Origin of the sequence: Paenibacillus sp. FSL R5-192 (assembly GCF_000517845.1) — a bacterium.
GTDB classification, from domain to species: Bacteria; Bacillota; Bacilli; order Paenibacillales; family Paenibacillaceae; genus Paenibacillus; species Paenibacillus amylolyticus.
Genome location: NZ_ASPR01000078.1, coordinates 123464 through 145920 on the forward strand (window position 1 = coordinate 123464; position 22457 = coordinate 145920).

Sequence of the window (22457 nt, forward strand, 5' to 3'; positions counted from 1 at the left end):
CCGGAAAGGTTTCTTTTTTTTGCAAGTTAGTTTGACTTTCTTTGACTTTTTGTTTGGAATTGTTTATTATGTGGGTAATACGGTAACAGTTTAAGTATAAACACCAATAACATTTACATTCCAAGGAGGTTTTTCACGTGAGTTTTATTCCAATGGTCGTTGAACAGAGCAACCGGGGTGAGCGCGCCTACGACATCTACTCCAGATTGCTGAAGGATCGTATTATTTTCCTTGGTAGCGATGTTAATGACGTAGTGGCTAATGCCATTATGGCACAGATGTTGTTCCTGGCTGCGGAAGATCCGGAGAAAGACATTCACTTATACATCAACAGCCCAGGCGGATCGATTACAGCCGGTATGGCGATTTACGATACAATGCAATTCATCAAACCGGATGTATCTACCATCTGTGTAGGTATGGCGGCTTCCATGGGTGCATTCTTGTTGAATGCCGGTGCAAAAGGTAAACGTTTTGCATTACCAAACAGTGAAATTATGATTCACCAACCACTTGGTGGTGCACAAGGTCAGGCTTCTGACATCGAAATCCGTGCTCGTCGCATCCTGAAAATGCGTGATACCTTGAACCGCATCATCTCTGAGCGTTCAGGTCAACCGCTAGAGCGGATTGAGAAAGATACAGATCGTGACTACTTCATGAGTGCTGCTGAAGCCGCCGATTACGGTATCATTGATAAAGTCATCGAAAACGTAGGATCACAAGGCATCTAAGTGTGACGTAGACCACGGTCTATGCGTTAACATAATCAACACCTACGTAATCAGCAACATATAATTGTGTTGTCTATACGAGAAGAAGCCCTCATCATAATCATGATGGGGGCTTCTTTTTTCATTTTATAAGGAAGAAAACTTAAGAGTGCACAATAATGATTCTTTATTTGGTTCCAGATACATTACTGAAAGGTTCTGTGCCTTTAGGGAGAAGCTCTTTATACGTAAATGGCATTTCAGGGAATCCTTCTGCGTACGCCGTATACTCATACAACTGGAAGAACACAACTACACCCGTTGGTGTCACATAGAAATCTTGATCTTTATTCAGCCCTTTGTATCCGTCGAGGTATCCACCGCGGCCTTTCAGTTGCTCACCCACTTTTTTACTCAACGTCTCGCGCATCGTTTTGTTATTTTGCAGCACATCATCTAACGTAAGCTCCTTGCCTGTGTCCAGTGCAAAGGTGTGTCCCGTACGGTATGTCATGCCATGAGCGCCAGCATAATCCTCATATCGTTGTGTAATGAGTCCCAGCACGCCTTTTTCGTTGTACGTCACTACATAGGAGCTCTCAAATGCATATGGACGGTTGGCTGTTGCACCGCCGAATTCAGATGTCTGTTTCTTGAAGTCAGCTACATACGCATCCACTTCGTCTTTCAGCACTTTATTGATCGCCGCTTCAGCTTCTTTGCTGGCAAGTCCACTCACCTGTGGATATTGAACATCTACTTCAGCATTTTTCACAGTGACATTAACTGTTGCCGCTTTAATTTTAACGTTATTTTGTTTCACCTTGCTGAGTGTCAACGTTTTGGTTTTGCTATCCCAATTCCCCTGTACACCCAGATAATCTCTCATTGCCGAGAATGGGATATATAATCTGCCGTTGATCAGCTTTGCGTCCACTTGAGGATAATAGTTGTTAATTCGAACACTCGGCTCGCCATCCAATAGGCTGATCGTCATTGTGTTATTGGCTGCTGTCAAAGCGTACTCTTTGGTTTTCGCATCATATTTCAGCGTTCCACCTGCCACATCTTTAACTGCCGTAAGAGATACCCAAGTTGAACCACCTTGAAGAAGTCCTTTTTGAGTCAGTGTTTTTCCACCCGACTTCAGGGTCACCTCAGCTGTGGTTGTCACTTTCGAGGATACCGATGCCGCCTGAACCGAACTGTCCTGCCACACCGAACCGCTACCTACAATAATTCCTGCTGCGAGCAATGCACTTGTCCATTTTTTCCATGATGTCATATATAAAACTCCTCTCCGAATTCACAATTAGGGATCATTGCGTATGTAATCCTGACCTGATCGCATATCTCATACGCTCACCTCTCTATTATAATTAACCCGATTTCGGAAAGGTTTACAGCTCGAGTTACAATGTTGATGAATATCAGTAGGAAAATATATGGGGATATGACCTTTTTGTCACGAACAACTATACAAAAAAGATACCAATATACAACATTTCATGTTGCTTCGAATAAAGTTCCCTCCTATCTAACTTCATCAAAGTTTGCTTTTCCAACAAAAAAAGACTCTGTCCACAGGACAAAGTCTTTGTCATTATTTCGTTGTACCCTTCAAATGACACTTATAAAGGTTACTTGAGCTTACAATCCTTAGTTCACTCTTGTTTATTTCATTTCATACGTGATATTCAGGATTGTGCTTACTTTAACCTGGCCTGTTTCAATCTCAGTGCCACCTGCTGTATCTTGTGCTTTGGACATCAACGCCTCGCTTGCATAGAATACAGGCACATTGGCATCACCTTGGCTCACGGAAAGAACAGCACCCAGTTGACGTTTAACTGCTTTTGCAATGGCGCCCGCTTTCACATCTGCATTGGCAACAGCTTTTTCAATCACTTGGGACTCATAACTTTCCGGATTTTCTACAGTAAAGCGCACGTTTTCAATATTGTTGGCACCCGCACCCGAAGCAGCATCGAGCAACTCGCCAATCTTATCCATCTGACGATATGTGACTGTCAGCGTATGATGCGCTGTATATCCTTTAATTTGTTGTCCGTCTTTTTCGCTATACGTATAGTTGGGTTGTACAGAGAACTGACTCGTTTGAATGTCGTCTGCACTGATCTTCCACGTATTCTTCAGCAAGTTGGATACCTTTTGAACTTTGGCAGCATTCGCTTTTTGAGCAGATGCAGCTGTCTCTGCAGTACTGTTCACACCAATGGACAGATAAGCGATATCAGGCTTCACCTGAATCTCACCTTTACCCACAACATTAATCACATTCTGTTGTACACCCTGAACCTCTGCAGCGTAAGCATAGTTACCTGGTGCAACCCATGCTGTTCCTCCAATAAGCAACGTACTTGCCACCAGCACCGCACCAAACGGTTTCATCCATTGTTTACCCATCACGATAGCCTCCTTATGTGTTAACATCTCAAACTTTAAACGATTTGATACCTTAACAGACGGGACAAATTCCATAATGTTGCACTTGACGATAGCATAAACGTGAAAAACACAAAAAAGCCCCTTTCGGGACTTCTTCATTAGATTGATCATATCTTATTGGTTTTCGAGCTCTTCCTTGCTTACCAGACTAACTAAAGCGTTTACAGCCTGTTCGGCATCCGCGCCTTCTGCACTAATCTGGATTTCCGTACCTGTGCTAATTGCAAGGCTCATGATCCCCATGATACTTTTTGCATTAACTTTTTTGTCGTCCTTCTCGACGAACACTTCAGACGAGTACTTATTCGCTTCTTGAACGAACAGTGCCGCAGGTCTGGCATGGAGACCCGTTTTCAAACGGACAACTACCGGGTGCTTTGTCATGGAAACTTACCCCCTATTATGAAATCTGGACATTAAATACACAATTATATTTATACAACATTATACCATTAACCCGTGCAGGACACTAGAAGAAAAAACTCAGGGTGCTTTGGAGGACATTATCTTGCCCTAATTTCATCTTTTGCACAGCGCATCCAATGACCTAAGTGAGTCTCCCAGATCCTTAACGGCTGACTTTCCCGACCTTGTTACTTTACCCTACTCCGTCTTAACCATAACGTTCTGTGCGTACTTTCTCAGCCAGCTCATCAATTTTACGAAGCCGATGGTTCACTCCCGACTTGCTGACTGTACCTTTAAGGAGCTCGCCAACTTCCTTCAAGTTGATATCCGGATGAGCGAGTCGAACTTCCGCCACTTCGCGAAGCTTCTCAGGCAAAGATTCCAGACCAACTTCCTTTTGTAACAACCGGATATTATCGATTTGCCTCACCGCCGCTCCGATGGTCTTATTCAGGTTGGCGGTCTCACAATTGACAATCCGATTAACGGAGTTACGCATGTCGCGCATAATCCGTACGTCTTCAAACTTGAACAAGGCCTGATGAGCACCAATGATGCTGAGCAGCTCAATGATTTTCTCGCCTTCCTTAATGTATAGGATGAATCCTTTTTTCCGTTCTATACACCGGGCATTCAGATGAAATTCATTGGCCAGGTCAACCAGTGCCTGACAGTGCTCTTCATACATGGACGCAATCTCCAGATGGTACGAGGAACCTTCCGGATTATTAACCGATCCACCGGCCAGAAATGCACCGCGAAGATAGGCCCGTTTACAACAGTTTTGTTGAAACAATTCCGTACTGATCCCTGGGGTAAAGAGAAAGCCCTCAGATACAATATGAAGACTATTGAGAATCTCCTGTACCATGGTTGGAATACGAACAATATATACATTGTTCTTTTTCAGCCGCATTTTTTTGCGGACCAGTAATTCCGTATGCACTTGAAAATGCTTTTTAAGCAGAGAGTATGCCCGTCTTGCAATCGCGGCATTCTCCGTCGAAATATCCAAGATCACTTTTTTATTCGATAACTGCACTGCACCAAGCATACGGATGAGGGCTGAAAGTTCCGCCTTTTCGCAGCACGGTTCGCTCTCGATCATGGTTAATTCTTTTTTGGTCTGTGCTGCAAACGACATGGGACTTCACCTCTTCCGTAACATCCAATTTTGTACCAGTTGGTAGATGTGATGACTTAACTTGTCAGCATCATGACGCAGATAGGTTTTGAACAGAACAAGGGTATCTGCAACCACCTGATAACCGGCACTTTCGAGTACATTCATATCCAGTACAACCGGTTTTGCTCCTTTTTCCGCATACTTATTTTGCACTTGCAGCGGAATATCACCATTATTTACGATAACATAGTCGAAGAGCTGATGACCTATATGCTCGTGTACCGCCTTAAGGTGGTCACTTACCGTATAGTTATCTGTTTCTCCCGGCTGTGTCATCACATTACAGATAAACATCTTCACCGCATCAGCCTCTACCACAGCTTCTGCAAGCTTAGGTACGAGTAAATTGGGAAGGATGCTTGTATAGAGGCTGCCTGGCCCGATCAGAATAGCATCAGCTTGACGAATGGCCTCTACTGCCTCTGGCAACGGCTCCACGTGATCCGGTTCAAGGAAAACACGTTTGATGCGTCCACCCGCCTCAGGGATTTTGGACTCACCTGTAATAATTGTCCCATCTTCCATCTCGGCATGCAACACAACGGCCTGGCCTGCGGCTGGCAATACCTCACCTCGAACGGCAAACACGCGGCTAAGCTCCCGCACTGCGGTCACAAAGTCGCCCGAAATATCCGTCATTGCAGCCAAAATCAAATTTCCCAAGCTGTGGCCTGCAAGCCCCGCGCCTGTATTGAAACGGTACTTCAACATATCTGAAAGCAATGGTTCTACATCAGCCAGTGCCGTAAGCACGTTGCGAATGTCGCCCGGAGGCGGCATCTGTAGCTCATTGCGCAGGATGCCTGAACTTCCACCGTCATCTGCAACTGTGACGATGGCCGTGATATCCAGCGGCTTCTCTTTCAAACCGCGCAGCATCACGGATAATCCGGTTCCGCCGCCCATTACAACTATTCTCGGACGTTCTCTTCGTGGTCCGGCCTCTTTCATCCCTTCACCCTCTTCAATGACGGTCCCGGTCAGCGTCGCGATGGCTCACGGTAACAGCTTCTGTCTCGCTGCTTCCCAACATCTTGCCCAAATATTCCGATATTGCTACCGAACGATGCTTGCCTCCGGTACAGCCGATTCCAATAATAACCTGGCTTTTGCCTTCCTTCCGGTATTGCGGAATCAGGAAATGCAGCATATCCAGCAGCTTGGTCAGAAACGCCTGTGTCTCTGGCCACTTCATAACATATTCGTACACATCACTATTCTGTCCCGTATTCGGTCGCAAATGATCAATATAATGTGGATTCGGTAAAAAACGTACATCAAACACCAGATCAGCATCAATCGGAATCCCATACTTGAATCCAAACGATGTAATATTCACCGACAGCATTTGGCTCTCGAGATGAGAAAAACGGGATATGATACGTTCTTTCAGTTGAGCAGGCTTCATTGTACTTGTATTCAGTACCTGAGTCGCAGAGTTTTTGAGTTCCTCCAACATCTTGCGTTCCAGTCGGATGCCATCCAGCGGCATGCCCTCAGGAGCCAGAGGATGTCTGCGCCTGCTTTCTTTGTAACGCTGAACAAGTACAGAATCTGTAGCATCCAGGAATAAAATCTCGCAATGAATGGTAAAATGATCTTTAATATAGTTCAAAGACTCGGACAGAGCCGTAAAGAATTCACGCCCGCGCAGATCGATAACCAATGCAACCTTACCAATCTTGCCGTTTGACTGTTCAATTAGTTCCGCAAATTTTGGAATCAATACCGGCGGCAGATTATCCACACAGAAGAAACCCAGATCCTCCAGGCTTTGTACTGCAATGGTTTTACCTGCTCCGGACATGCCCGTAATGATAATGAGCGTGGCGCCTGTGCCTGGTGATCCTTCACCTTCAAGCATAAATGTCCCCTCCTTATCATATTGCTGTCTTCATATATTGTTACGAGGATACTAGGAACGCAAGAGAAGACCTGCTGCACCCACAATACCTGCATTATTACCAAGTGTAGCTTCCAGAATCTGAACCCCATCTTGCAACGGTTCTGGCGTCAGCTTAGCAAACACAGTACGGATTTCATCAAACAAGAAATTGCCCGCTTTGGATACGCCGCCACCGATGATGAACATCTCCGGGTTAATGACAGCTGCTACAGTAGCCATGGACTTGCCCAGGTAAAAGGCCGCACGATTCACAATGCGCTGTGCCACTTCATCGCCTGCCTTGGCAGCATCAAATACTTCTTTGGCTGCAATCTTGTCGACGAGTGCCAGTGACGTATGATCCCCGCGCTCTACGGCATCCTTTGCCATACGGATAATACCCGTTGCAGACGATACTGTTTCTACACATCCCATTTTACCACAACCGCATTTGATGGCTTCCAGATCAGGTACAACACTGATATGACCCAGTTCTCCCGCCATACCGGAGAAACCCTGATAAATGTTACCATTCAGGATCAAACCTCCGCCAACACCCGTACCGAGTGTATAACATACGCAGTTGTCTACGCCTTTACCCGCACCTGCCCAGACTTCACCCAGTGCAGCCACGTTTGCATCGTTATCTATTTTGATTGGCTTGCCCAGACGTTCTTCCAGAATCGAACGAATGGCCACATTCCGAAATCCGATGTTAGGGGCATGAACGATAATTCCCTCGCGTACATTCGTGAAACCGGCCACTCCAGCACCTACACCCTCAAGCTGTTCCCAACTGTACGGTGATTCGGCTACGATATGTCGGACATACTTCTCGATGTTGGCGATGACCGTGTCTACGCCCTTATCCACTTCAGTCGGTCCTTCATACGTATGCATTAGCTGACCTTGTTCATCGCATATACCGACCTTGATTGCTGTTCCGCCGAGATCGACCCCAACGTAGATTTTCTCAGACATGCTGCAAGCCACCTTTATCTATCTAAAATAGTTTAAGTCCTACGTACCAACTATAATTGAAGGATACGCCTGGGTCAAGACGAGAAGACCTCTAGTACCTCCTGCTCCGCCGGGGTTGTGAACCACATCACGCACCGTTTTTGAATACGTATACATCCTCATTACCTTCATTTATAAACGCACGCTTTATTCCTTCCTCCCCATAACAGAGGAAGCCTCAACTCATGATATTGCATCTTCACTCGTTCCATTCATAAAAGATCAACATCGTCCCCTCATATAGGTGACTCATCTTATGCACCCCGCCACCTGTCATTTTTACGCAGAAAGCTATCTAATGACGGTATTGCCAACAAAAAAAGAGCCTTCCATCCACAGGAAGGCTCCCTTACTTTTATGAAAATCTAAAATTGTAGAAATTGGGCTGACTCAGTTGATTTTTCTACGTTATAACTTCGTTTCCACACGTACCGGCTCTTCCGTCTTCTCCATCTTGTTCACATCCAGAATATCGAGCAGGAAGACAAAGATCGGAATACCAATGATCAGTCCCCAGATCCCCAGGAAGTGTTGCGACAGAATCAGTACGATAAAGGTGTAGAACATTGGCAATTTGGTCTTGTGTGCCATCAGTTTTGGATTCAGGAAGTACGTCTCCAAAGCATGAATAACAATAATCATGATGATCACAATAATGCTTAATTTCAGTCCACCCATCTGATACCCAATCAGACAGAGCGGTACAAGTGAGATGATAACCCCCGCAACGGGAACCAGACTGAGCATGAACACCAGAATGGTCAGAGCGAACAGATACGGGAAACCCAGAATCCATAAGCCCAGTATCGTCAGTACCGTATTAAACACCGCAATAAGAAGCTGTGCCTCAATGACTTTACCAAAAGAAGATACGAACTTGTCTCCCAGATAAGCAACTTCATTGTAGAACCATCCAATTTTACTTGTTTTAAACTTGGACGTGAACTTGGATATCTCCTGCTTCTGCAACAAGAAGAACAGACTCAGAATGATGACGAGCAGAATAAACTCCAGCCATTTGCTCAAAGCGAAAATATATTTCAATGCATCATTGGTGTAATTTTTAATATCGAAGGATTGAAGATAACCCGCAATTTTGGACGCAAAGTTATCACCGTCTGCACTATCCAGAAATTTCATAATCTCGTTTGTCAACTGAACGACCTGATCCACGATCCGTGGTGAATATCTGGAAATGCCAAGCACAATGACTGCGATCACAATCATATAGAGTAGGATGACTACAACTTTATAATTGATTGGAAACAACCGATTTAAACCACCTGTAATGAAATGCTGTAACCTGTTCATGACATACGTCACCAGGAACAACAGCAGAATCATGTGCAGCATACTCCCCATACTGAACAAAATTAAACAGAACAAGAGCAGGATCAAAAATCGTCTCACTGTCGCATTCTGTAACCAATCTTTTATCATTTCCCCCAAAATCTTCACCTCACAGCTAATATGCCCTATATGTATACGATCTCATGCCCACTGTAGTTTCAAAAAAAGAGAAGCCTTCCGGCTTCTCTCATTTCATGAGACTTCCCGTTGTCTCTTATTCCCAGCATATGCCTAACCTCACGCATGTAATGCTTATTTATCCAACGTTTCGCTCCAATCATGGACAATGCTTCCTTCAAGGAACTTCTCACAATCCATCGCAGCCATACATCCTGATCCTGCAGCCGTAATAGCTTGACGATACTTCGTATCTTGAACATCACCACAGGCAAATACACCCGGAATATTGGTCTCCGTTGTTCCGGGTTTAACGACAACATAGCCATGTTCGTCCAGTGCAATCGCATTACCCAGGAATCCGGTATTCGGTGTGTGACCAATGGCAACGAATACGCCATCTGCTTCAAGCAACTCTTCCTGCCCCGTCTCGTTGTTGCGCACTTTCAGCCCTTTGACACCCAAAGCTTCAGGTACGACCTCAAGAGGAGTACGGTTCAGTGCCCACTTCACCTTTTCATTGCTGCGAGCCCGATCCTGCATAATCTTGGATGCACGTAATTCATCCCGGCGGTGAACCAATGTCACGTCTGTTGCAAAACGAGTCAGGAAACTCGCTTCCTCCATCGCGGAGTCTCCACCGCCCACGACCACGATTTTTTTGCCACGGAAGAAGAAACCGTCACATGTCGCGCATGTACTTACACCACGTCCCACATTTTCCTGCTCGCCCGGAATACCGAGATAACGAGCGGAAGCACCTGTGGAGATAATGATCGATTCAGCTTCCAGTTCACCGATTCCTCCAACTTTGACCTTGAAGGGCGGTTTGCTGAAATCAACCTCTTCCACCCAACCGTTTTTGAATTCCGCTCCAAAACGTTCAGCTTGCTTACGCATGTTGTCCATCAGTTCCGGACCCATGATACCTTGCGGGAAACCGGGGAAATTCTCAACTTCCGTTGTCGTCGTCAATTGACCACCCGGCTGAAGACCTTCGATAACCAGTGGTTTCAGATTAGCACGAGCCAGATATATCGCTGCTGTCAGACCCGCAGGTCCCGTTCCGATCACAATCGTTCTGTATTTAGACATATAGATACAGCCTCCTTAATTAAGGTGAGAATGTGTTGTACTAGCGATGAACTTGCCAAGATGATATCCTACAGGCGTTTACGAAGCCCATTCGTTAAGTTTACCCGTTTTCCCGGTTGTTGTATCCTTCACCTGATGATGTCTTTCTGAAAACGAGTTGAAGCGAACTTTCTATACTAGTGGTGGCTTGCTGTTACAAACCGAATGAATCTGTTTAGCATACTTGCTAACCGTTGATGCCGATATCCCATACCGCTCAGCAATGCTTTGATAGGTAACGGGCCGACTGTGATTCTTCGCTGCCAAATATTCAAGTCCTGCAGCCCAACCCTCAATCTGCTTCGTACCCGGAACTTCCGGATGTACCCGGGATACATAATCCGTCCAGAGCCGTTCCATCTCGTGCTGCAACTCAGCCTTTGCTTCAGACATCTGTAACGCACGATCAACAACAGCCTGCCAATGGGAGGTTGATCCAGTGTCCGATTGCTCTGATGTGGATGGAACCTTCCCAATAGACTTCAAGGCTACAGGAGAAAAGGGTCGAACCACCTGAGAATTCCGATCCTCATGTTCAGCCGATTTCAATCCGTTCAGTACAGTCTGTGCTGCCTCAAGCAGATCCTGTTCTTCTCCAGTCTCTTCAATAAAGGATTGCAGAGCCTGCTGCACCTCATAGTCACCGATCATCCCAAGCGCATGAATCACCTGTAGCTTGGTTGCCCGATCACCATGACGCAATGCCCAGAAGAAGGATGAGCGAATCAGTGGATCATTTTTCATTTCTTCAGGTATGCCACTACCATAGTTCTCCCACTGTCTGAATTGCTCATCAAATGGTAGATGATAATGATAACTTAGCTTCTCTGGCTCTTGCTCGCCTTGTTTTACAGCCTCAAGACCTGACAGATAATACCGGGATACTTCGGAACCCGGATCAAGCTTGGACACATGATGCCATAAACGCTCAGCAGCATCATATCGTTCTGTATTATAAGCCGCCACTGCTGCATAGTGAGCAAGTGCCGGATCAGCAGCTGTCTCTTCGTCCTTGAGCAAACGCCGGAAGTGAACATAAGCCGTATCGTGTTGGCCCAGAATTCCCATCGTTGTCGCCAGTTTGTAGACTTGTTCGTGCTGGAAGGGCACGATGACCCGCAATTTTTTGATCAGAAGCAAAACCTGATCAGCCCGGTTCTCATTTTGATGGAAAATGGCCAAATTACAGAGTGCATGCAGATTACCTGGTTCCTGTTCAAGCACTTCGGCAATGGTCTCTTTTGCTTTGGGAAACAGACCCATATAATAGTAGGCGAGTGCCAGATTGTTACGGGCAGCCAAGTAATCAGGATAATCAGAAGACATGCCTTCGAGCAATTCAGCAGCCTGTGCAAATTTTCCTTCTTCCAGCAGTTCCCGTGCCTGATCGTGCTCCACTACACCTTTGCGTGATTTGATTCGATTCAGTTTGGTCGGACGATCCAGCTCATAATACAGAAGCTCCATCATCTCTTCGGCTTCCGTCATGAACTGACCTTGGGTGTCCTCCTCCAGATAGGTAACAAGTGCTTGCTCGGCTTCCTCAAACCGATCCATATTTGCATAATTGTTCGCCATATAAAAATAACATTCCGTCATTGACGGATCTACCACTTCCAGCACGTTAGCCAGAATGGCATTGGAGGCTTCGTAATCCCCCTTCTCCGATAATATACCCGCCATATTACAATGATTTACCGGATTTTCCGGTTCGTATTCAACAGCTTTGCGAAAATATTTTAATGCCTTGTCGACATGATTACGGTCCAGCGAGCGGACAGCTCTTTCAAAAAAGAAAGAAGCATCCAAGTGAATCGGTATAATATTGGCAAGGTGTCCCTCAGCCCGCACTAGCTTGCCCTTCATCTTCCAAGGCACCTCCTCTTTGCATTTCATTCATACTCTTCAGTATACCACATCTTAAGGCCCACTTCTCAATATGTAGTTTCATGTCGTTTATGAAAAAAATGCAAAAGAAGATGATATTCCATTTTGCGGAAACCTATCACCTTGGAGCGTTGTTTATTCAAAGGAAAACCATGTTTACCTAGAGACTCCTACACTCACTTACCATAGGCTCTCTTTGCAGTATTGCATTAGTCTATTCTTGTCGGTTACGCGGCATCTAACTGGATTCGGTCCGGTTATAATAATACGAGTGTAGTCTATGGTATTATTATCCTTATTGTCCTTTTTAGTGGTTTATCTCCATTAAAAATCAAACAACGTATATTAGCTCTGACGGTCAGCCTCTTTTTCGCGTATGTAATAAAAAATAAATATTTTAAGGGGATGTTATATTGAGAATCTCAAAGATAAAACCACTTATATTCATCTTAATAGGCTTGTTTGCTTTGAATGGATGTTCAAAAGATATAATAAACATAGAAAATAAGTTCACATTAGAGGATGTACTGAGCGCGCTCGAGTCTCAAGAACTGGATTTAGTGTCCTTTGGTATCACCGGGTATCCTTTGAAATTAAATGATGTTGTACCTGAGGTGTACTCCGTTGAAGTGCCCGTGGAAGAAGAACCATATAGCCCTGAATTTATACATTTTTATATTTTCAATTCTGAAAAGGATCGCATCAACGGGACAAAAGAATTCAATAAACACATGGAAAGCGCCCAATTTACAACATTCCCTTTTCTATATGAGAAAGGAAATGTTTTTATCGTTTACTGGAGCAAAACCAAAGATGATCCTCTGTTCACTAAACCAATCGAAACTGCGTTAGAGCAACTGAAATGATCATAGTTCATACATTACTGGACTGAGCTGGACAGTGGGAAATACATTTTAGAACGTTAATTGTAGTCATTCGTAAAAAAAGAAGACCGAGCATTTGGGCTCGGTCTTCTAACTATTATGGCTTAAATATCTAATAAATCTAGATCTTCGACGCCATCGATGGTGAAAGTGAAATATGCAGGGTTTTATCAAACGGCGTCATGAAATTGACCAGCACAACCTTACACTTGTCCGGCAGTTTTGCCTCACGTACCGTGGCAGCCAGATGCCCCAGCTCGCCCCCGGTGATCTCCAGCCAGTCTTCTCCGCAGGTATAGCGTAATGTACCGCCTTTCCACAAATAATGACCCTCACTCGTTTCAATTGCGTCCTCACAGGTCAGTTCACCTTCGCTTCCGAATACAAAGGACAACTGCATCATAATGTCTTCCGGTTCCTGTCCAGATAGATGCATGTTCCATCCGTTTTCCGTTGGCTGTAATTCTGCTCCTACACGGAAGGTCTGCTCATGAGTAAGCTGACGACTCTGATGAGGTAACAAGTACCATGGACTGATGGCTGATGTAGCCGATTCTGGCAGCAGGTTCGCAGGAATTGGGCCGTAATAACCTTTTTTCTGCTCACCAGTTAGTCGATACCCTTCGGACAGCCTCGTCATTTGCTGCATAGGTACATACCCTGGATTAAAGTACGAGGCCAGTTGCACAGCCAGCAGACGCACCTTGCCATGACGAAGCGCGAAGAAAGAAGGAACTTCTGTCATCACAGTCACGCTAGTAGCACCATCCCGAATTCGGGCTACCGGAGCACCAAAATCCGTATGCATCCGACTGTGAGAGATCCGTCCGTGATGCCCCACTGAGTCCATCTGCTCCAAATATTCTTCCCGTACAAAATGTTCATTCAGCATGACCTCATACTGTTCCGGTAATGCATCACGTGTATCATTCGTCTGCTGAAGCTCCGGCTCAAGCATTAATCGAATGAGCGTATTCACAGAACATACTCCCGGATCTGTCAATGTATCTCCAGCCCAGGCTGCCATACCTGCAAAGAGTGGATCACCGTCCAGCCGAGCCAAAATGGCATAAGGCAGATAATAAGGTGACAGATCATGAACACTGCCCAGATCCTGTCGCCCTGAATAATCCGTAACAATTTCACCCGTTGGATGGACCAGATACACCATCATGCGGAGATTAAGCCTCACTGGTTCCAGCAGTTCAGGACGATTGAGCAGGCGCGCAGCATGAATTAACATGATGTCGCTAACTGCGCTGTATATCCCGTTGCTCCGTTCTGTCCACTCCCCATCGGGTGTGATATCCATGCCTTCATCCATCCACTGCTCTGCGCGCTGCACAGCTTCCTCCAGATCAAATATTTTATGCAGGAAACCAAGCGCCGCGCATAGCACCCAGCGATGATTGGGCGTATGACAACCTCCTGTAAGCATGGTTGGGATTGTACGTTCCAGAAACAGCCTCATATTGTTCAATACAGGTTGAAGCGGCTCCCATTCTTGCTGCTGAAGAAGCTGATACAACTGTGAATACCCTACAACGACAAATGCAGTATCCGGAGGGGAATGGTAATTGGTCCAGCCAGGCGATATTGAACCGTCTTCATGCTGGAAACGGAGTACAAATTCCGTAGCTAACAGCAGTCGATTTAACAACGATTCATCCCGGTAATAGATAGAGTCCGGATTGGAGAGCGCAGCTCCCCAGTAACACATATCCGTGGGCGTTCCAGTCGTATGGTTGACCCAGGCAACACCTGTGAAGGGATCAACTGTCCCTCCATAGAAACGGCTTTCCGGGTCAAGCATCTGCCGGGATATGCCTCTTTCTACCGCTCTGTCATTACTGTCCACCAGTTGTTTGTACATGTGCAGTCCCCTCCATACCAATGCATTCTCCCGATGTGCGGAGTATGTTGCTTCAGTGCCTTCAATTCAGACCGGAAGCCTTCTCATACCGCCCGTAGGTGAGTTCATTTTTCTCGTCAGTATATATCATATTTCTACAAAAGTCGCCAGAAAATCTGTGCTTGTTTTACTAAATACTCATGTGTCTCCGTCACTGAGGAAACAGTCGTTGAACACAGGCTGTGAACATGCAAACTGTTCCCCACTTCACCGCGCCTACTCTGTCACTCCAAGCTTCTTCATTAGCAAGTCATGACTCTCATGAATCTCTTCTGCCTTACAGGCAGACTTCAACTCATACACCTTCACCTGTGCGCGACGAATCATCGGCAGATAGGCATCATAGAAGTTCATATCCTTACTGTGTACATACGGGCACCAGTGGTCAGAGAGACCAAGTGTCTCATGGATATGGACCCCTACGATATCATCCATCAGCCCTTGCATTTCTCCCACACTGTCATAAAGGCCCATTCGGTCCATCATGATGGCATGACCTGTATCGTACCAGATACCAACCGGAGCCCCTTTGAGAGCTGTGATGATAGTCTTGGCTTCGGCAAGGGTAGGAATCTGTTGTGGTCGCGATCTTGTCTCGATGCCAAAACGAACATCCAGACCTTTAGCTGCCGCCCGATTGCATACCTCATCCAGACTGGCGATAATTTTCTCCACATACCCTGAACTGAGGGCTTCCCGCCGCTCCATCAATTCAGCCCATTTACTGCGATACTTCGGTGAGTCCGGACCTTCCTCGTTATAGATCTTTCCAAGGTCTTTGCTGATATCCTCAGGAAAAGGTACCTCTCCCGGGTGTACAACAACTGCTTCTCCACCATAACGTTGGGCATATTCAGCCGACTCTACCAGCAATTCGATCGCCCGTTTACGTTTCACTTCATCTTCGAAGCCGAGCAAGATGGAATCCGTACCGTAGTCTGGATCAGGGTCATGTGGAAAAGTGTTGTGGACACTAGAAATTCCGATCTCTCCACGCTCAATCATGGGCTCAATCGTCGTGAGCATCTCCTTCGTCACATTATAATTGAGCTCCACCCGACGAAAGCCGAGATCCGCAATCTCCCGAATCATATCTTCCCCTATGGGATGTTTCCTGATGTTCCAACATGTCGAGAATGAGTATTCGCCCTTGTCTATGTGCTGCATCTGTTTTCCTTCTCCTCCCTCTGGCTAAACTTTTTACATCAGCCTTAACTCAACCTTTTACCGCGCCAAGCATCGCACCACTGACAAAATACTTTTGCAGCCACGGATAAACGAGTAGAATCGGAACGGTTGCGAAAATAACGGTTGCGGCCTTGAGACTCTCGGGAGTCAATGGCGTACGGTTAGCACCCTCCATCTGGGTAAGCTCGCTGACCATATTGTTCTGTACCATTTGGAATAACTTCAGTTGAAGCGGGTACAGCTTCGGATCATTAATATACATCAGGGAATCCTGGAATCCATTCCAGCGTCCAACCGCATAGAATAGCGCTAGTGTAGCCAGTACTGGCATGGATAGTGGCAATATAATTTTGAAGAGCGTGTGTACATGGGAACTGCCGTCAATCTCAGCGGATTCTTCCAGACTTTCAGGAATACCTCTGAAGAAGGAAATCAGGATAATCAGGTTAAACGGACTGACCAGTCCTGGCAGAATCAGTGCCCACACGGAATTAAGCAAGTTCAAGTCACGAATGAGCAAGTACTCGGGAATGATCCCGCCACTGAAGAACATCGTAATGATGATGACATACATGAAGAGCTTGCGCCCTTTCAATTTTTTCTTAGTTAACGGGTATGCAGCTGCCAGTGTGAACACCATGCACAGCACAGTAGTAGCAATTGTCAGAACTGTCGTGTAACCCAGTGAATAGATCATCGACTGATCAGAGAACACCTGGATATACGCATCCCAATTGAATTCTTTCGGGAATATGGTCACTTCGCCTGACGTAATCGCACGGTTAGAACTGAATGAGATCGCGATCGTGTGCAGAAATGGAGCCAGGCAGAATATAACAAACAAGGTGATAAAGGAGATATTAACGATATCAAAAATCCGGTTTGAGGTGCGTTCACTCATATGCGCACAGCTCCTTTACTGATGGTCTATACAAACAAGCCGATTGGCGTCTCTTCCGTTCATCCACAACCTACAAAATACCTTCACCGGTTGCTTTCTTCGAAATATAGTTAGATCCTAGCACGAATATGAGTCCCACCACTGCCTGGAACAGTCCGACGACAGTTGCCAGCGTGTATTGTCCTGATTCAAGACCAACTCTGTATACAAAGGTACTGAGTACATCGGAATATTCACGCACGGCCGTATTACCAATGATATAAGGCCGATCAAAACCGATGCTGACCATATGTCCAAGATTGAGAATAAGCAAGGTCACGATGGTTGGTTTAATACTTGGCAATGTAATATGCCAGATTCTCTTCAGCCGCGATGCTCCATCGATCTCAGCTGCTTCAAACAATTCCTTGTTGACGCCGGTTAATGCGGCCAGATATAGAATGGTTCCCCATCCTGCACTTTGCCAGACACCTGTGAAGAGATACGTCACAAGCCATGGATTTTTTTCTGTCAAAAATGGTATTGAATTTAAGCCCATGCTTTCCAGTACACCGTTAACCATACCGGATTGATTACCGAACAATTGGTACACAATTCCCCCGATGATTACCCATGAGATAAAGTGAGGAATGTACAATATCGTTTGTGAGATTTTTTTGAACCATTTGAATCGAACTTCATAAAGCATGATCGCCAGAATAATAGGAGCTGGAAATGAAACGACCAGATCAAGAAAATTCAGCATAAAGGTGTTGCGCAATGTCGTGTAGAAGTCCCGCATTCCAAATACTTCGCGAAAAGCATCAAAACCGATCCACTCACTGCCGCTGATTCCCTGAAACAGGTTAAAGTCCTTAAAGGCGATCTGTACACCGTACATCGGTCCATAACGAAAGATTAAAAAGTAGATAATGGGCAGTGAAATCAGAGCGTATAATTGCCAATACCTCTTCAAGTATGTGGTGGTCAAGTCGGTTTCCTCCTATCAACAAGGAAACGGCTGTGCCGCCAGTCCGGCGGCACACGTTCCTTTCTAGTTAAGCAGTAGTATGGGTATCTGTCTTGGAGATTGAAATGTGGAGCTACTTAATTTGCAGGAAGTGCCTGAACTGCTTCTTCAAGTTCTTTTTTCAGTTCAGTACCACCCAGAGACATGAAATCAGCCATTTCTTTTTCATATACCGCATCGAATTCTGCTGGCTTAGCCATCGCTGTTTTTACGATAATGACATTTAATTTGTCTTTGAGAGCTGTGCTGTACTTCATCTCTGCTTCAATCGGTTTGTCGAAAATGATTGGTCCTACCGTATCGGTGTTAGCAATATCAATGGATTGTTTCAGCATCTCCTGATTATTTTGCGGGAAGCCCATAATCCATGCCTTTTCATTCGTCGCTTGATCACCAATGTTTTTACCGTTCGAGATAATGGCTGTATCCCCTGCGTTAAACAGACGATCCTGCGCTTCCTGGGATGCATCCTCTTTCACTACTGGAATGCCGTCTACCAAATCATAGTTCTCGCCTTCCACACCACTGTAGATATCAATCAGATTGTTGTCAGATGCCATCCAGTCGAGATATTTGATCGCTTCGACAGAACGTTTGCTGCTCTTCGGAATCATAATGTACATACCATTTGTTCCGTAGCGTGACTTGATGTGTTTGTTGTCTGCATTTGGATTGGTGTACACATCAACCGGCAACACTTCACTGCCACTCACATTTTTATGCAAATTATCCAGTGTGCCATCTCCGTAGAACATGGCATCCACATCTTCAGACCAGTAACCTACGTTACCGTTTTGAATGTCTTTCCCTAACTGCGTTTTGTCTTCATCCAAACTGAAGTCTTTGCTGATCAGACCTTCGTTGTACAGTTTGTTCAGGAACTGCATCGATTCTTTGAATCCTTCATGCAGTGGCAATTCATACCGTTGACCATAGGTCAGGTCGCCACTAACTGGCTTGATGAATGAGTAGATGAGCGTTTCGAATTGAGCTGGTGCAAGAGCCATACCCATTGGGATGTTTTTGCTTCCGAGACCACCAGGATCTTTATCCTTGAACGCTTTCAAAGTTGTATATAATTCATCCGTGGTCTTCGGCGCTGGCAATCCCAGCTTATCGAGCCAATCCTGACGGATGTAAGAACTGTATCGGCCTGTGATAGCACGTTTACCCGGAACAGCAAACTGTTGTCCTTCCACTTGCCCAAACTTCAAAGTATCTTCACCCAGGAACTTCTTCAGGTTCGGACCGTGCTGATCAATCAACTCTCCAACATCAGTCAAACCACCCTGCTGGGCATACCGATAAAACACGCTTGAGTCATAAACAAAGACAATATCAGGGACATCCGTATTGCTAGCCATCAGGACGTTCAGCTTGGTAACTTCCTCAGAACGCTGAACGGGTACAAACTGTACGTCAATATTGTTGGGATCACCGAACTTCTCCTGAATCATTTTAGATAGATAGTTGTTCGTAATTGTGTACGGTGAAGGACTGTTACCACGGTCAAAAATCTCCACCTTTAAGGTAACGCGCTCGCCATTGCCTGATGTTCCGCCTTCAGCTGATTCTTCTGATGCTGATGAGCATCCCGCAAGTAAAGAAACGCCCATTACCATCGTAAGCGCCAAACCCATCCATTTCTTTAGACTCCCTTTGGTTGCTTTGCTTCTCATTTTGTCATCCCCTTTGGCTTTGCGTGAATGTTTAAAGCTTGCCCAGAGTATTTCACATTTTTCCGTCATCCTGCAATAAACCTCTTTCGGAAGCGCTTACAAACGGATTATGGTTTATATGTTAAGCCTATTTTCGCAGACTGATTCTTTTCCCAAAGCTGCGCTGCTCTAGGCTTTGACGGCACTCTTCGCCTCAAGGATCAGAACTGCCTGTCCCAAGTCGGATAAACCATTTTCACACACTGCCTATATTCGTAAACGGGAAAAAAACAGGAATATTAGCTTGTTATCCTGCGAAAACAGTTGCATCCGATTTAGTATAAGAGTATTGTTCAACGAAAACAGGGCGAACCTCTGCAAGCCTCTCTCCTAAGTGGAAAGTGACTACATGAAATTCACCCTGTGTTATCCTGATGTACAGATCTCAGAATAGGATCACTTTTGCTTTACTCTTCGGGTTCTCGATGTTCACGTTTCAAACGACGATAATCTCCTGGTGTAATACCCGTTACCCGCTTAAATACACGTCCCAACGTAATTCCATTTGCATACCCCACCTTCAGGGCAATATCCTGCAAAGAGTAATCGGTATTGAGCAGAAGCTGCTCCGTCTCCTTCATGCGAAGCTCTGTAACAAAATCAACAAACTTCATGTTGAATTCTGTCTTGAACAAATAACTCGCATGTTTGCCCGTAATCTGGAATCGATCGCTCAGATGTTTCAATGAAAGATCAGGATTCGCAAACTGTTCTTCGATATAATTTTTCATTTCGTTGACCATGGCTTTGTAGCTCTTGGTTTCCGTTACCGCTACATACGTTCTGAACAAGTCCGTCAGACCATCAAACAAAAGACTTTTCACATCCGCAAGCGTCTCTGCCTCTTCTACAGCACTCAACCATCTGTTGATGTTTTCTTCGGACAGCTCTTCCTGGAGTCCTTCCGACATCATGGCCACCTCTCGGCTGAGCATCTGTAACATGGCCTGAATCAGAGAACGAATCTCATCATCCGGCAGTTTGTTCTGTTCAAACGCTGTAAAGATCTCCTCCAACTGTTCCCGCCACTGTCCACTCGACATCCGGAACCGCTTAACAAAGTCCGCAATCATCTGCAGATAGGTATAGGTATCCAGCAAAGGATGCTGTGTTTCACCGCAGTCGGCTTGACCGACATCTCCATTCATCAACAGTTTACGTTGCATTACTGCTTCTGCGGCCGCATAGGAATCTCGTATTGTACCGATTCCCTGAGCGATAGGTCCAATGCCAAAGCTTAAGGAAATGCGTAGATTTTGTTCTACCCAAGATTTGCATTCCTCAGCTACAACACGAATCTGCCCAGACATATCCAAGTTGTTATTATTCTGTTCTTTGAACACAAAAAGGATTGCAATTCGATCCACACTAATCCATTCCGTCCAGCATTGGACTCCCGTATTACGTGACAGCTCTTGCAAAACGTTCATCAAGGCAAACTTCAGCGTATTTTGTTCACCTCTCGTGTACCTCTCCTGAAATCCCTTCTCATAACGGTTAATCTCTCCAACAACAACGACAAAACGCGACGAGTCATTCACGTCATTCAGTGGAGAGAGCTCTTTTAATTGCTCTGCTGCATTTTCCATGTGTTCACCATGCAACAGGGCATTGAACAACTTGCTGCGCTGCATGAGTACATTTTCCCTGCTTTTCTTGTCATAATCCATCATATGATTAATCAGATTCTCAAGCACACCATCAATCATCTTCATCTCATCCGTGCGAGCACCTGAGTGTTCGAACGCCCGAATCTGATGAGACTCAATCCGGTTCATGATGATCTGAATGGGTTTATAGTTACGACGAGTAATATACACGATATATACAATCGCACAGATGACAGTCACAATAGCAATGATTACCCATACATAAGATATGACCGATACCCAGCCAAATAAGTTGCCGGCCTTAATTCCACTGGATATTGTCCAGCCCAGTCTTTCTAGCGCTAGCCTATTCAGTTCCTGACCATCTATCGAGCCCTCTTGGTCCGAATGTGCATTATACACAGCCTTACCGTCCCGATCCGTAATCGTCAGGAATGAGAGCTGACCATTAACCATACTATCTACACTCTGTTCAATGCTGCTCATCTTGATATTAATGACCAATGTGCCCTGAGAGCCAAAAGGCAAAGGCATATCCTTGTTCACGGTTAATACGCGAATAGGGGTACGTTGAACAGAGTCTGCATCGAATTCCCGGACCGGTTGCCAGCCTGAACCGATAGACCCGGTACCCATCTGATCAATCCATGCCTCATCCGAGAAACCTTCCACTTCTCTGGAACCACTTACGGTCAGAACATGTTTATTTCGCTTGTCATATAGATAGATGGATTGAATCCATGAGGACGAATTGGATAGCTCACGTAAATTCTGCGCAATTGCATACACCGTGTCCGAGCTGGTCAGGTTTGTGTTATTAAAATAGAGTTTGTATGCCTGCTGACTCTGTACCGTTTCCAGGATGGATAGTTCAATATCCCTGATTGTACGATCCACCGTGTCTATCATATAACTGGAGGAAATCCGGTCTGCTTTTTTTGTTTCCTCTTTAGAGATGTCATTGATGAAAACAAACGCGATAAAAATGAGTATGGTCACCGTAAGAAAAAAAATTGGGAAGTACGAGAACAATAACCGGTAGTACCAATTACGAGACAATAGACCC

The 22457-nt window shown here is 45.4% G+C and carries 18 protein-coding genes; 2 read left to right on the forward strand and 16 right to left on the reverse strand.

What is annotated here, in order from left to right; translation table 11 throughout:
* The first annotated feature begins 137 nt into the window (after positions 1–137).
* Positions 138–734, forward strand: coding sequence for an ATP-dependent Clp endopeptidase proteolytic subunit ClpP (gene clpP, locus C161_RS29345; protein ID WP_017691245.1), 597 nt, complete (start codon positions 138–140; stop codon positions 732–734).
* A gap of 166 nt (positions 735–900) precedes the next feature.
* Here the strand turns inward: clpP and C161_RS29350 are convergent, their stop codons facing one another.
* The 10 genes from C161_RS29350 to C161_RS29395 form a co-directional block, all read right to left on the reverse strand.
* Complete coding sequence (locus tag C161_RS29350; protein ID WP_036674743.1) at positions 901–1998, reverse strand: stalk domain-containing protein; 1098 nt, start codon at positions 1996–1998, stop codon at positions 901–903.
* A gap of 389 nt (positions 1999–2387) precedes the next feature.
* On the reverse strand, positions 2388–3140 hold the full coding sequence (locus tag C161_RS29355) for an SIMPL domain-containing protein (protein ID WP_051447418.1): 753 nt from the start codon (positions 3138–3140) through the stop codon (positions 2388–2390).
* Positions 3141–3296: 156 nt separating this feature from the next.
* A complete protein-coding gene (locus C161_RS29360; RefSeq protein ID WP_017691248.1) occupies positions 3297–3566 on the reverse strand; it encodes an HPr family phosphocarrier protein in 270 nt (89 codons plus the stop codon).
* Between the two features lie 229 nt (positions 3567–3795).
* Positions 3796–4734, reverse strand: coding sequence for a DNA-binding protein WhiA (whiA, locus tag C161_RS29365; RefSeq protein WP_036616210.1), 939 nt, complete (start codon positions 4732–4734; stop codon positions 3796–3798).
* Between the two features lie 6 nt (positions 4735–4740).
* Complete coding sequence (locus C161_RS29370) at positions 4741–5727, reverse strand: gluconeogenesis factor YvcK family protein (RefSeq protein WP_017691250.1); 987 nt, start codon at positions 5725–5727, stop codon at positions 4741–4743.
* A 13-nt stretch (positions 5728–5740) separates the two neighbouring features.
* Positions 5741–6640, reverse strand: a complete 900-nt coding sequence (rapZ, locus tag C161_RS29375) for an RNase adapter RapZ (RefSeq protein ID WP_017691251.1) — start codon at positions 6638–6640, stop codon at positions 5741–5743.
* A 51-nt stretch (positions 6641–6691) separates the two neighbouring features.
* Positions 6692–7642: an ROK family glucokinase gene (locus tag C161_RS29380; protein ID WP_017691252.1), complete on the reverse strand. Its 951-nt coding sequence runs from the start codon at positions 7640–7642 to the stop codon at positions 6692–6694.
* A 447-nt stretch (positions 7643–8089) separates the two neighbouring features.
* Positions 8090–9121 (reverse strand): AI-2E family transporter, encoded by a 1032-nt coding sequence (locus tag C161_RS29385; protein WP_036616412.1) that lies wholly within the window; start codon positions 9119–9121, stop codon positions 8090–8092.
* Between the two features lie 162 nt (positions 9122–9283).
* Complete coding sequence (gene trxB / locus C161_RS29390) at positions 9284–10243, reverse strand: thioredoxin-disulfide reductase (RefSeq protein ID WP_036674745.1); 960 nt, start codon at positions 10241–10243, stop codon at positions 9284–9286.
* Between the two features lie 171 nt (positions 10244–10414).
* Positions 10415–12148: a tetratricopeptide repeat protein gene (locus C161_RS29395; protein ID WP_036674747.1), complete on the reverse strand. Its 1734-nt coding sequence runs from the start codon at positions 12146–12148 to the stop codon at positions 10415–10417.
* Between the two features lie 434 nt (positions 12149–12582).
* Here C161_RS29395 and C161_RS29400 point away from each other — a divergent pair, with 434 nt between their 5' ends.
* Complete coding sequence (locus tag C161_RS29400; protein WP_036674749.1) at positions 12583–13035, forward strand: hypothetical protein; 453 nt, start codon at positions 12583–12585, stop codon at positions 13033–13035.
* A 139-nt stretch (positions 13036–13174) separates the two neighbouring features.
* On the opposite strand, the gene C161_RS29405 is transcribed toward C161_RS29400, so the two are convergent.
* The 6 genes from C161_RS29405 to C161_RS29430 form a co-directional block, all read right to left on the reverse strand.
* Positions 13175–14926: a hypothetical protein gene (locus C161_RS29405; RefSeq protein ID WP_036674751.1), complete on the reverse strand. Its 1752-nt coding sequence runs from the start codon at positions 14924–14926 to the stop codon at positions 13175–13177.
* A gap of 255 nt (positions 14927–15181) precedes the next feature.
* Positions 15182–16132: a sugar phosphate isomerase/epimerase family protein gene (locus C161_RS29410; RefSeq protein ID WP_036674754.1), complete on the reverse strand. Its 951-nt coding sequence runs from the start codon at positions 16130–16132 to the stop codon at positions 15182–15184.
* A gap of 49 nt (positions 16133–16181) precedes the next feature.
* Positions 16182–17054, reverse strand: coding sequence for a carbohydrate ABC transporter permease (locus C161_RS29415; protein WP_036616194.1), 873 nt, complete (start codon positions 17052–17054; stop codon positions 16182–16184).
* Positions 17055–17124: 70 nt separating this feature from the next.
* Positions 17125–18024, reverse strand: a complete 900-nt coding sequence (locus C161_RS29420; RefSeq protein ID WP_036616191.1) for an ABC transporter permease — start codon at positions 18022–18024, stop codon at positions 17125–17127.
* Positions 18025–18140: 116 nt separating this feature from the next.
* Positions 18141–19742, reverse strand: a complete 1602-nt coding sequence (locus C161_RS29425) for an extracellular solute-binding protein (protein WP_036674794.1) — start codon at positions 19740–19742, stop codon at positions 18141–18143.
* Positions 19743–20188: 446 nt separating this feature from the next.
* Positions 20189–22450, reverse strand: a complete 2262-nt coding sequence (locus tag C161_RS29430; protein ID WP_036674756.1) for a helix-turn-helix domain-containing protein — start codon at positions 22448–22450, stop codon at positions 20189–20191.
* Positions 22451–22457: the final 7 nt, after the last annotated feature.

What these genes read in the sequence shown, in the direction of transcription:
- C161_RS29350 (WP_036674743.1), bottom strand. Translation starts at nt 1,998, where the DNA reads ATGACATCATGGAAAAAATGGACAAGTGCATTGCTCGCAGCAGGAATT.
- C161_RS29355 (WP_051447418.1), bottom strand. Translation starts at nt 3,140, where the DNA reads ATGGGTAAACAATGGATGAAACCGTTTGGTGCGGTGCTGGTGGCAAGT.
- C161_RS29360 (WP_017691248.1), bottom strand. Translation starts at nt 3,566, where the DNA reads ATGACAAAGCACCCGGTAGTTGTCCGTTTGAAAACGGGTCTCCATGCC.
- whiA (WP_036616210.1), bottom strand. Translation starts at nt 4,734, where the DNA reads ATGTCGTTTGCAGCACAGACCAAAAAAGAATTAACCATGATCGAGAGC.
- C161_RS29370 (WP_017691250.1), bottom strand. Translation starts at nt 5,727, where the DNA reads ATGAAAGAGGCCGGACCACGAAGAGAACGTCCGAGAATAGTTGTAATG.
- rapZ (WP_017691251.1), bottom strand. Translation starts at nt 6,640, where the DNA reads ATGCTTGAAGGTGAAGGATCACCAGGCACAGGCGCCACGCTCATTATC.
- C161_RS29380 (WP_017691252.1), bottom strand. Translation starts at nt 7,642, where the DNA reads ATGTCTGAGAAAATCTACGTTGGGGTCGATCTCGGCGGAACAGCAATC.
- C161_RS29385 (WP_036616412.1), bottom strand. Translation starts at nt 9,121, where the DNA reads ATGATAAAAGATTGGTTACAGAATGCGACAGTGAGACGATTTTTGATC.
- trxB (WP_036674745.1), bottom strand. Translation starts at nt 10,243, where the DNA reads ATGTCTAAATACAGAACGATTGTGATCGGAACGGGACCTGCGGGTCTG.
- C161_RS29395 (WP_036674747.1), bottom strand. Translation starts at nt 12,148, where the DNA reads ATGAAGGGCAAGCTAGTGCGGGCTGAGGGACACCTTGCCAATATTATA.
- C161_RS29405 (WP_036674751.1), bottom strand. Translation starts at nt 14,926, where the DNA reads ATGTACAAACAACTGGTGGACAGTAATGACAGAGCGGTAGAAAGAGGC.
- C161_RS29410 (WP_036674754.1), bottom strand. Translation starts at nt 16,132, where the DNA reads ATGCAGCACATAGACAAGGGCGAATACTCATTCTCGACATGTTGGAAC.
- C161_RS29415 (WP_036616194.1), bottom strand. Translation starts at nt 17,054, where the DNA reads ATGAGTGAACGCACCTCAAACCGGATTTTTGATATCGTTAATATCTCC.
- C161_RS29425 (WP_036674794.1), bottom strand. Translation starts at nt 19,742, where the DNA reads ATGAGAAGCAAAGCAACCAAAGGGAGTCTAAAGAAATGGATGGGTTTG.